Origin of the sequence: Streptomyces fractus (assembly GCF_049844455.1) — a bacterium.
In the GTDB taxonomy this organism is placed as follows: Bacteria; Actinomycetota; Actinomycetes; order Streptomycetales; family Streptomycetaceae; genus Streptomyces; species Streptomyces fractus.
Genome location: NZ_JBMYHI010000002.1, coordinates 8,825,602 through 8,835,835 on the forward strand (window position 1 = coordinate 8,825,602; position 10,234 = coordinate 8,835,835).

Sequence of the window (10,234 nt, forward strand, 5' to 3'; positions counted from 1 at the left end):
CATGACCTGGAAGGTATTAATGCGACACCACTGGACCGCGCAGGTCATCGCCCCTGCCGAGGACATGCCAGTACCGGACGCGCCCGTCGGCCGACCGGCGGCGCTGCTGCGAGCCGAGTTCACCGTCCGGCGCCCCGTGGCTTCGGCGGAGCTGTTGGTCACAGCGCTGGGCGTGTACGAGTTCGAGCTCAACGGGCAGCTGGCCGGGGACCTCGTCCTTGCCCCGGGGTGGACCAGCTACCAGCACCGTCACCGCTTCCACCGCCTCGACGTGACCGCTCTGCTCAGCCAGGGAGTCAACGCCTGGGGCGCCCACCTGGCCGATGGATGGTGGCGGGGCCGACTCGGCTTCGGTGGCGGGCAGTTCGACATCTATGGATCGCAAACCGGGCTCCTCGCAGAACTCCACGTCACATACGCCGACGGCACCCGCGAGACCTTCCGAACCGGACCCGAATGGCGCTCGTCAGACGGACCTGTCACGGCCGCAGGCCTGTACGAGGGGGAGCATCACGACGCCCGCAGGGAACGCACCGGATGGAGTCGCGCCGGTTTCGACGACTCCGCCTGGGCGCCCGTACAGGTACTGGACTTCGACACCACGCCGCTGTTCGAGGCCGACAGTCCGCCCGTACGGCGCATCGAATCCCTGGTACCGGCGTCGATCACAACCACGCCGCATGGCCACCCCCTGGTCGACTTCGGCCAGAACCTGACCGGCCGCCTGCGGATCCGTGTACACGGTGAGGCGGGACAGGTCATCACGCTGCGCCACGCCGAGGTCCTGGAGAACGGCGAGCTGTGCACCCGCCCCCTGCGCGAGGCCGCCGCCACCGACCGGTACACCCTGCGCGGTGAAGCCGACGGCGAGGAGTGGGAGCCGCGTTTCACCTTCCACGGCTTCCGCTACGCCGAACTCGCCGGATGGCCCGGCGAGTTGACGCCCGACGACGTCACTGCCCAGGTGCTGCACAGCGACTTGACCCGTACCGGCTGGTTCGAGTGTTCCGACCCGGAACTCAACCAGCTGCACGACAACATCGTCTGGGGCATGCGCGGCAACGTCCTTGACGTACCCACCGACTGCCCCCAGCGCGACGAGCGCCTCGGATGGACCGGTGACATTCAGGTGTTCGCGCCCACCGCGAGCTTTCTGTTCGACATGCGCGCCTTCCTACGCTCCTGGCTGCGCGACCTTGCGGCAGACCAGAGCGCCAACGAGCACGGAATCCCTCGCATCATCACCCCATTCCTCCCCCTCGCCGTACCCGGAGGCCTGCCGACCGGCGGACTCGCGGTCGCCGGCTGGTGCGATGCCGCGGTCATCGTGCCCTGGGTAATGTACGAGCGGTACGGGGACGCCGGCGTGCTGGCCGAGCAGTACCCGTCCATGCGGGCCTGGGTGGACGCCGTCGAACACCTCACCACTCCCGAAGAGCGCGTGTGGGACAAGGGCTTCCAGCTCGGCGACTGGCTCGACCCGACAGCGCCCGCGGACCAACCGCTCCAGGCCATGACGCCGAACGCGCTCGTCGCCACCGCCTACTTCGCCCGCAGCGCCCACGTGTTGGCCCGCACGGCCGCCCTCCTGGACAGGAAGGACGACGCCGCGCGCTATCGGGCACTCGCCGACGCGGTACGCGACGCTTGGCGCGCACACTTCCACACCGGGGCAGGGATCCTGGAAGAGGAGACGCAGACCGCCTACGCCCTCGCCCTCTCCTTCGACCTGCTGACCGACGCCGACGAGCGGCGGGCAGCAGGCGACCGATTGGCTGCCCTGGTCGCCGAGCACGACCACCGGATCGGCACCGGATTCCTCGGCACCCCGCTGATCTGCGACGCCCTCGCGGACACCGGTCACCTCGGCACCGCCTACCGGCTCCTGCTCCAGCGCTCCTGCCCGTCCTGGCTCTACCAAGTGACCATGGGCGCCACCACCATCTGGGAACGCTGGGACAGCATGCTGCCCGATGGCAGCATCAACCCCGGCGAGATGACGTCCTTCAACCACTACGCGCTCGGCGCCATCGGCGATTTCCTGCACCGTGTGGTCGCCGGCCTGGCCCCCGCCGGACCTGGCTACAGCCGGATCCTGGTCCGCCCCCGACCCGGTGGCGGCCTCACGTACGCTCGCGCCGTCCATGAGACCCCGCACGGAACAGCCGAAGTCGCCTGGCGACTGGACGGCAACGAACTTGTCGTCGATGTGAGTGTCCCACCCGGGACCGATGCAACCATCGACCTTCCCGGCACCGAGCCGTTCTCCGCCGACGCCGGAACTCACACGTTCCGGACTCCCTATCGCACAGTGGAGGAGGCGCTGACGGCATGACCACGCTGAAGCCCGCAGAGCCGCACTTTGACGTCCCGTCAGTGCCGGGCACATCGGCGAAGTATCTCGGCGGTCCTCCGATGCGCCACTACATGCTGCTGTTCGCCCTGACCACGATCAGTTTCGGAGCGTTGTACTCGGGTCTTGGCAACATCCTTCTGCCGAGGCAGATCCAGGACATCGAGTTCACCCGGTGGTTCACCGGCCCCGATGCCTCGGCCAACCTGCAGGAACTGACCAACCTCAAGGCGCAGATCGCCCGCGGGGCCGCGACTGCGACCCCGACGCAGGAGCACCAGCTCCACCTGCTCGCGAAGTACGAATCGGCCAAGGCCGGCGGGCTATCCCTGGTGACCGGCATCGGCGTATTCGTCACTATGTTCATTCAGCCGGTGGTCGGTGTCCTCTCCGACCGGACCCGCTCCCGGTGGGGTCGCCGGGCGCCATGGATCGCATGTGGTGCCGTCCTGGGGGCGGCCCTCGTGCTCGGCCTGCGCTACTCGACGAGCATCGGCCTGATGATCGCGTTCTGGTCCCTCGCCCAAGTGGTCCTCAATATGGGCCAGGGCCCGCTCACCACCACTGTGGCCGACCGTGTTCCCGAGCAGCGGATCGGGGCGGTTTCCGGGTTGGCGGGATTGGGCGGATGGGCGGGAATCGCCTTTGGGGCCGTCGTGGCGGGCGCTCTGTTCGGGGCCATCGGGCTTGACAGCTACTACGTCTTCGCCATAGCCCTGGCCGTCATGGGTGTCCTGTTCGTATTGACCGTCCGGGACAGCTCCTCGACCGAGCTTGAGGTGCCCGCCGCCAAGTGGACCGACATTCTCAAGTCCTTCCTGATCCCACTGCGTGACGCGGACTACCGGATGGTCTGGATCGCCAAGGTCGTGATGCTCTTCGGGTACGGGGTCGCCACGGCCTTCGGCATCTACATGATGCAGAGTTACGTCCAGCCGGCCCTCAGCGCCGAGGAGGCCACCAGGCTCACACCCATCATGACCATGGTCGCGCTGCCCGGCACCCTGATCGCGATGGTCGTCGCCGGTCGGTGGTCCGACCGGATAGGACGCCGCAAGCCGTTCGTCATCTGGGCTTCCGTGTTGTGCGCCGCCTCCATGCTGGTGCCGTTGATCTGGCCGTCGCTGCCGGCGCTCTTCATCCAGAGCATTGTCGGAGGTGTGGCCATCGGCAGCTATCTCGTGGTCGACCAGGCGCTCTTCATCGATGTCCTGCCCGACAAGCAGGCGGCAGGACGCGATCTGGGCATGGGTGGTCTGGCGGGCAATCTGGGGCAGGCGCTGGCGCCCTTGGTCGGCGGCCAGATCGTGGCTCTCACCGGCGGCTACCGGATCGTGTGGCCGGTGGCCATGGTGTTGGTGCTGATCGCTGCCGCGGCCATCGTCCCGGTCAAGAAGATCAAGTGACCGCACGTACGCCTGCGCTCCACACTCGCTCGAACTCGGCTCGCCTCTTGAAGGATGCGTGATGACCACGACACCGAACCATCGACTCCATCCCGAACTTGCCAGCCGTATAGGTGACCTGGCGGCGTCGCCGCGGGTTGACGCGGAGGCCGTGGGGCGCCTGACAGACCCGGTCGGGCCCGCCGAGGGCTGGGATCTCCTCATCGAGGACCGTGACATCCCTGGGGCAGGGACGTCGATTCCCCTGCGCGTGTACCGCCCGCAGGCGAATGCCCCTGCGCGGCCCTGTCTGGTCTGGATGCACGGTGGTGCATGGGTCGCCGGAGACATCGACATGCCGGAGGCGCACGAGACGGCACGCGGCATCGCCGGCCGTGCCGACGCGGTCGTCGTCTCGGTCGACTACCGGCTGTGCGGAGAGGACGTGCATTTTCCCGCCCCGCACGACGATGTGATCTCGGCCTACCGGTGGGTCCGGGACCACGCTCAGGAGCTCGGCATCGACCCCGCTCGAATCGCTCTGGGCGGGGCGAGTGCCGGTGGAAACCTGGCGGCAGGAGCAGCGCTGCATCTGGGTGAGGACGGCGAGACCGTCTGGCAGACGTTGTTGGCCTACCCGCTGGTCCACGCGCCGATCCCGGAGCCTTCGGCTGAACTCGGTGCCGCGCTGGCCATGCTGCCCGAAGCCATACGTCTCCCGTCCGACGCTGTGCGGCAGGTGCTCGACCACTACCTGGGCGCCGCCGTCGACAGGATCCCGCCGCACGCGTTCCCCGGTCTGGCCGGCGACTTGCGTGGCTTCCCACCCACGTACATCGACATGGACGAGTTCGACAGTCTACGCAGCAGCGGGGAGCAGTTCGCCGACCAACTGCGAGCGGCCGGCGTGGAGGTGGAGCAGGTCACGACGCCCGGGGCCCTGCATGGGCATCTCAACATCGCGGGCTTCGCTCCTGCCCACGCCACGCTCGACCGGATGGCCGCCCGTCTGCGCAAGGGGTAAGAAGGCCCTACGGCGACGAGCCCGGCTCCCTCGCGAGGTACGGGGAGCCGGGCTCGATCGTGTCAGCGGGGTGTCGTCACCGCGAGGCACCCTTGGTGTCCCCGTCGGGGCATGTGGCGAAGAGATCTCGCGATTCGCTCTGCGGCGCCGACGAGTCGCTGAAGCGACAGCCGAAGGTGGGCGACGCGACGGCGCTCCGGTCGGTGAAGTCGTCGCCCTTGGGGCGAACGGCCTTGTTCCCGTGGGCGGTACGCTCCTTGACCCACCCCGTCAGGTCCTTCCATGCCTTGCCTACTTCGGCGTTGGTGAAGTCACAGTGGTTGGCGGCCCGGATTCCGCGCTGCACGAGCAGGCGCGACTGGCCGTTGGCGGCGACCTCCTTCGCGTATGTCTGCTCCATCGACAGGGGTACGAACAGGTCGCCGATGTCGTGCAGTGACATCACCGGTACGCGCGGGTTCCCCGTGATGCGCGGGATGCCGTTGAGGTCCATGCTGTTGCGCTCGTCCCAGCTGGCGGGCGCCACACGTTCGACGGTGTTGTTGATGTTCACCGGCGAGGTTGGTGTGTAGCGCGTGGACAGGTTCTGGGCCACCGACGGGCCACCGGGGGCGAAGGCCAGGAGCGCCGTGGCGTACATGCCCAACGCCCCATCCGCGCCAGGGCGTTGGCCACCGGAAAGGTCGGTGACCATCTTCTGGTACTGCTGGCCCGCCACGGTCGTCGGGTTACCGCCCGGTTTGAGGTCGGTGATGCCCAGACGCTTCTGGATGAGGGGGAGCGCGGTGCTCGCGTAGTCCTCGCCGGCCGGATAGGCATCGACCCCGGAGAGCGCCTGCGCGGTGACGTTCGCGTCCAGGTAGTAGTCGAAAAGGCGGTTGTCGCCGAGTTGACCGCACAGGGACAGCGCTCCGGCGTAGTAGTCCGGGTACTCCTCAAGGGAGCGAGCCACCACGTGACCGCCCATCGAGCCACCGACGATATAGGTGCGGCTGGGCCGGTGACCGAGCATGTTCGTTGCCGCGTACTCGGCGAGCGCCCGTGAGCTGCTGACACCGGAACCCGCGTCGTATCCGGTGGTCGGGAAACTCGACGCAGCCCAGGCATAGCCCTGCTTGAGGAGCGACTCGCGCAGACCGAAGGGCGGCGCGTCGACCGTGAGGACCTTGTTCGAGCCGGTGAATCCGTGCGCCCAGATGACCAGTTCGCCGTTCCACTTCGGTGGTACCTCGAAGTCGAACGCGGCGTGCTGGTGCATGCCCTGGATGACACGGGTGGGACCGCTGTCGGTCTGTATCGGAGCCAGGGGTGGGTTGTTGACGGTGTAGCCAGGCAGAGGCTGGGATCCGTCGCCCGGATCATCCGCGGCCGTCGCCTGTCCGCCGGCCCCGACGAGCAAGACGGTCGCTGCGCAGGCCGCGAACATGGACGCGCTTCTCCGAAGTCGCACAAGGATCTCCTTTGGTTGATGCACGAGTGACGAGCGGCAGCCGCCAAGACGCCGAGTGGGCAGCGTCAGGCCGGCTGCCGCTCCAGTGGAGGTTCGGCGGGTCGGTCAGATTCCGGGGACCGGGTGCTTGTTCCAGAAGCCGATCTTGTGCCGCTCCGCGACGTCGAATGTGCGGATGCCGTTCGACCCGGTCGCGAGGTGCAGGGCGTCGTTCGACTCCCGATAGGCGGGCCAGGCCGGCGACCCGTGACCGTTGGGGTCGCCCGTCGCCGCGAAGCGGGTCCAGTAGTCGACCATCTGATCGCTCAGAGCCTGCTGTTCCGGCGTCATTTCCCCCAGCAGGCCGGGGAAGACGTAGCTGGCCTCGGCGCCGTGGTACACGCCGAGGTTCAGGCCGGGGAACAGTTGGCGCACCGTGGTGTCGGCGAACTCGTAGACGTACACGGGCGCCTTCTGGCTGAGCACCTTTGCGCTCCGCAGGTACGAGCACCAACTCAGCAGCGACGGAATTCCGCAGTCGCTCATCACGGTGGACAGTGCCGTGAGGGGCGAGGAGTAGTCGGACACCGGGTACTTCGCCAGCACTGCGTCGGCGTCGTCGCCGTACCCCGCGCGGATTTGGCTCTTGTAGCTGTCAGCAGTGACGGGATTGCCCGCGAGGTCGAACTGAAGCGCCATGAACACGCTCGCCTCGTCGGTGTTGCCGCCGTAGATGGTGGGTATCGGTGGTCCCGGTCTGTCGGCGATCCCTTCCGCCGGCTGCTGAGGAAGGGTGCTGGTCCCCGCGAGCGGGGACCAGTTGAAATTGTCGCCGGTGACCGACGCCTTGAGGATCTCCGCGCTGCTCTTGCCGCGCAGACACGCGGCTGTCTCGGCGCCAGAACCTGTGCAGCCGGCCTGCTCCGTGAACCGGGCGTGGGACTTCTCGGCCTCGGGAAGCGTGCCGATCTTGGCGGTGCACGAGCCGCTCTCCATGATGGCCTTGTCGAAGAGGCCCACCGTGTCCGGTGAGGCGAGTTGGTAGCAGACGCTCATGGCGCCGGCCGAGCCGCCGAAAAGCGTGACGTTGTCAGGATCCCCGCCGAATGCCGCGATGTTGTGCTGCACCCAGCGCAGTCCGGCCTGTTGGTCCTGGAGCCCGAAGTTGCCTGAGCTGCTCTCGGAGGTGTCCAGACCGGGATGGCCCAGGAAGCCGAAGACGCCGAGCCGATAGTTAAGGGAGACGACGATGACGTTCCCGTCCGTGGAGAGGCGGCTCGCGTCGATGTCGCCGCTGCCTCCGGTGAACGAGCCGCCGTGGATGTACACCATGACCGGTCGTCCAGTCGGCGAACTCTCGGCGGACAGCGGAGTGGTGACATTGAGGAAGAGGCAGTCCTCGGAGCCCGTACTGGCCTCCGCGCTTCCCTGCACACAGGAACTGCCCTTCTGGGTGGCGTCGCGGATCCCGCTCCATGCAGTGGCGGGCCGCGGCGGTTTCCAGCGCAGGTCGCCCGTCGGCGGCGCGGCGAAGGGAATACCCTTGAACGTGCGGTAGCCATCGGTGACGTTCCCGCGCACCGCGCCCTTGTCCGTGGAGACGACCGATGGGTCGGCAGCGGTCTGGGCACCGGCCGGCGAGGCTGTCAGCAGGGCGGCGAGCACGGCGATCACGAGTGCGGCGGCTTCCACCAATCGCCCGGCCCGCCGCTCACCTGCCGGTCTGCGGCGATGCACTAACACGGTTCGACGTGGCGCGTTCGGCATGGTCGTCCTTCCTCGCGAGCTGGACCCGCGGTGGAGAGTAGGAGATGGTCGGTCGTGGCGGGGCTGAGGTGTGCCTGCCCGTCGGTCAGGTCCGGGGCGCTGTGAGCCCGAGTCCGGTGAGCCAGTCCTCGAACCGGTCCAGCCAGGTGTCGACGGACTTGCCGGTCTTGTTGAGGCCGAATCCGTGGCCGCCGTCGGCGTAGACGTGCGCCTCGACGGGACGGCCCGCGGACTGCCAGGCCCCGATCGTCCGCAACGCGTCGGGGAAGACCAGCGGGTCGTCGGCAGCCACCATCGAAAACAGCGGAGGTGCCTGCTCGGGAACCGGGCTGTGCTCGGTGAACCCGCAGTAGATTCCGGCGACGAAATCGGGGTTCTGGAGGGGGTCTTCACCGAGGACCGAGTTCGTGGCCAGGTAGCCACCTGCGGAGAAACCGAGGACCCCGACCCGGTCGGTGTCGATGTGCCACTCGCCGGCACGCTGCCGGACCGTCGCGAGAGCGCGGTGCAGGTCCGACAGCGCCAGGGCAGGCACGCCCCGCGACACATCGGTGATGGTGCGTGCGGGGGAGGGGCCCACGTGCTCGGGAGCCAGGTGCGACTGAATGTGCCGTACGAACTCGGCAGGTGTCGCGCCGCTGTAGGCAAGCCGGTAATTCAGGACGAAGGCGGCGATCCCGCGCCGGCACAACCACTCGGCGGCGTCAGCCCCTTCGCTCTGCGCCGACAGCATGATGAATCCACCGCCAGGCGCCACGACGGCCGCCGCACCGGTCGCCTTGGCGACACTGGGCAGGTACGGCGTGAGGGTGGGGACGACGACATTGCGCAGGGCGAGGCTGCCGTCGGGGCCGTGGAGGGCCTGTTCCTCGTGGGGCCAGTCCTCGGAGCCGGGAGCGGCACCCGGCCACAGGGGGAACGTGGCCGCGTGCTTGGCTGACGATGCGGTCTCGTCGGCGGTGAAGGGGGTGAACAGGGAGTCGAGGGCGGACTGCTCCGGCTGCGAGGATGCGCTGCTGGTGCCGTTGTCGGTCGTACTCATGAGGGCCTGGCTTTCGTGGTCGTGCAGGTGGGGCCGAATGCTTGGACGTGGACGCCGTTCAGTCCGTGGCGCACCGTGCGGCGTGGGACTCGATCTCGATGTGCCGCTGGAAATCGGCAAGGGCGTCACGGGCCATGCCGTTGACCAGCAGGCAGAACGACAGCCCGGTCGCGGGGTCGGCCCACGCGGTCTGTCCACCGAATCCGCCGTGTCCGAAGGCGCGTTCCGAGACAGTCGGCCCAAATGGTCGCATCGGCACGGTGAGCCCGAGCGAGGGGAATTCCAGTACGGAGCCGTCGTCGGGCCCCGTGACCATCACGCCGATGGTCCGGTTGGCGCCGGCGCCGCCTCGTAGTGGGTCGGGGAAGGAGTTGCGGATTTCACCGGTGGCCTGCGCGAGTACGTCTGGGTTCCACAGCCCCAACTCGTCATGCAGCAGGGCCTGGTAGAACATCGCCACGTCCGCGGCGCTGGAGAACGCGTTGCCGCCTGGAACGCCGACCGCGACCAGTTCAGGGTCGTTGGCGAGGAGCATCGCCTCTTGCATGTTGGCTTCCATGGCGTCGGCGTCCACGGGCGCTCCCGTCAGTTCCTGCATGGCCTCCACCGCGTGTGCACCGGTGGCGACGACACGATGGAAGTCGTTCTGCCGCGACTCCGCCACGCCCAGCTCAAGCCGGTCCAGGCCCAGCGGATCCAGGACACGGCTTCGCAGCGCCTGCCGATGATCCTGGCCTGTCACCCGGCTGACGACTTCAGACAGCACCCAGTGCGCGGAGGTGCCGTGGTACTCGTAGCGGGTGCCGGGCTCCCACTCCGTCTTCCAGTCCTCCATCTGCGCGGCCCGGCTGTCGCGCGCGGTGATGAGGTCCCGGTCGATAGTGGCGGTGGGGAACCCACCGGTGTGCAGCAGGACTTGCTCGAGCGTGATGTCGTCCTTGCCGTTGGCGCCGAAGCGCGGCCATATGTCGGCGATTCGGGTGTCGAGACGGAGGAGTCCCTCACCGATCAGTTGCCACACCAGGGAGGCGAAGACCGGCTTCGTCGCCGAGAACAGGCAGAACCGGTCGGAGTCGGAAGTCTGGCCGAACGATTCGACTGCCTGGAGTTCGCCGTCGCGGGCCACCGCGAACTGGGCCGCCGGCCAGGTGCCGTCGTCGACGGCGGACTGCACGCAGGCCCGCAGCGCGGTCAGATGCTGGTTGTTCAGATTCATGAGTGGCACTTGTCTCCT

7 protein-coding genes are annotated in these 10,234 nt (G+C 68.1%); 3 read left to right on the plus strand and 4 right to left on the minus strand.

Annotated elements, in window-relative coordinates:
• Nucleotide 1 precedes the first annotated feature (1 nt).
• From ACP4E5_RS42200 to ACP4E5_RS42210, 3 genes are all read left to right on the plus strand, one after another.
• Nucleotides 2-2,335, plus strand: coding sequence for a glycoside hydrolase family 78 protein (locus ACP4E5_RS42200; protein ID WP_425839273.1), 2,334 nt, complete (start codon nt 2-4; stop codon nt 2,333-2,335).
• Nucleotides 2,332-3,759, plus strand: a complete 1,428-nt coding sequence (locus ACP4E5_RS42205) for an MFS transporter (RefSeq protein ID WP_425839276.1) — start codon at nt 2,332-2,334, stop codon at nt 3,757-3,759. The genes ACP4E5_RS42200 and ACP4E5_RS42205 overlap by 4 nt, the downstream gene beginning before the upstream one ends.
• A gap of 61 nt (nt 3,760-3,820) precedes the next feature.
• Nucleotides 3,821-4,762 (plus strand): alpha/beta hydrolase, encoded by a 942-nt coding sequence (locus ACP4E5_RS42210; RefSeq protein WP_425839279.1) that lies wholly within the window; start codon nt 3,821-3,823, stop codon nt 4,760-4,762.
• A gap of 76 nt (nt 4,763-4,838) precedes the next feature.
• Here the strand turns inward: ACP4E5_RS42210 and ACP4E5_RS42215 are convergent, their stop codons facing one another.
• The 4 genes from ACP4E5_RS42215 to ACP4E5_RS42230 all read right to left on the minus strand — a co-directional run bounded on the left by ACP4E5_RS42215 (nt 4,839) and on the right by ACP4E5_RS42230 (nt 10,216).
• On the minus strand, nt 4,839-6,020 hold the full coding sequence (locus ACP4E5_RS42215) for an alpha/beta hydrolase family protein (protein ID WP_425839281.1): 1,182 nt from the start codon (nt 6,018-6,020) through the stop codon (nt 4,839-4,841).
• A gap of 297 nt (nt 6,021-6,317) precedes the next feature.
• On the minus strand, nt 6,318-7,883 hold the full coding sequence (locus ACP4E5_RS42220; protein ID WP_425839283.1) for a carboxylesterase/lipase family protein: 1,566 nt from the start codon (nt 7,881-7,883) through the stop codon (nt 6,318-6,320).
• A gap of 160 nt (nt 7,884-8,043) precedes the next feature.
• Nucleotides 8,044-9,000: an alpha/beta hydrolase gene (locus ACP4E5_RS42225; protein ID WP_425839286.1), complete on the minus strand. Its 957-nt coding sequence runs from the start codon at nt 8,998-9,000 to the stop codon at nt 8,044-8,046.
• 58 nt (nt 9,001-9,058) lie between these two features.
• Nucleotides 9,059-10,216 carry a serine hydrolase domain-containing protein gene (locus ACP4E5_RS42230; protein WP_425839289.1) on the minus strand — a complete coding sequence of 386 codons (1,158 nt, stop codon included), beginning with the start codon at nt 10,214-10,216 and terminating at the stop codon, nt 9,059-9,061.
• Between the last annotated feature and the right edge of the window lie 18 nt (nt 10,217-10,234).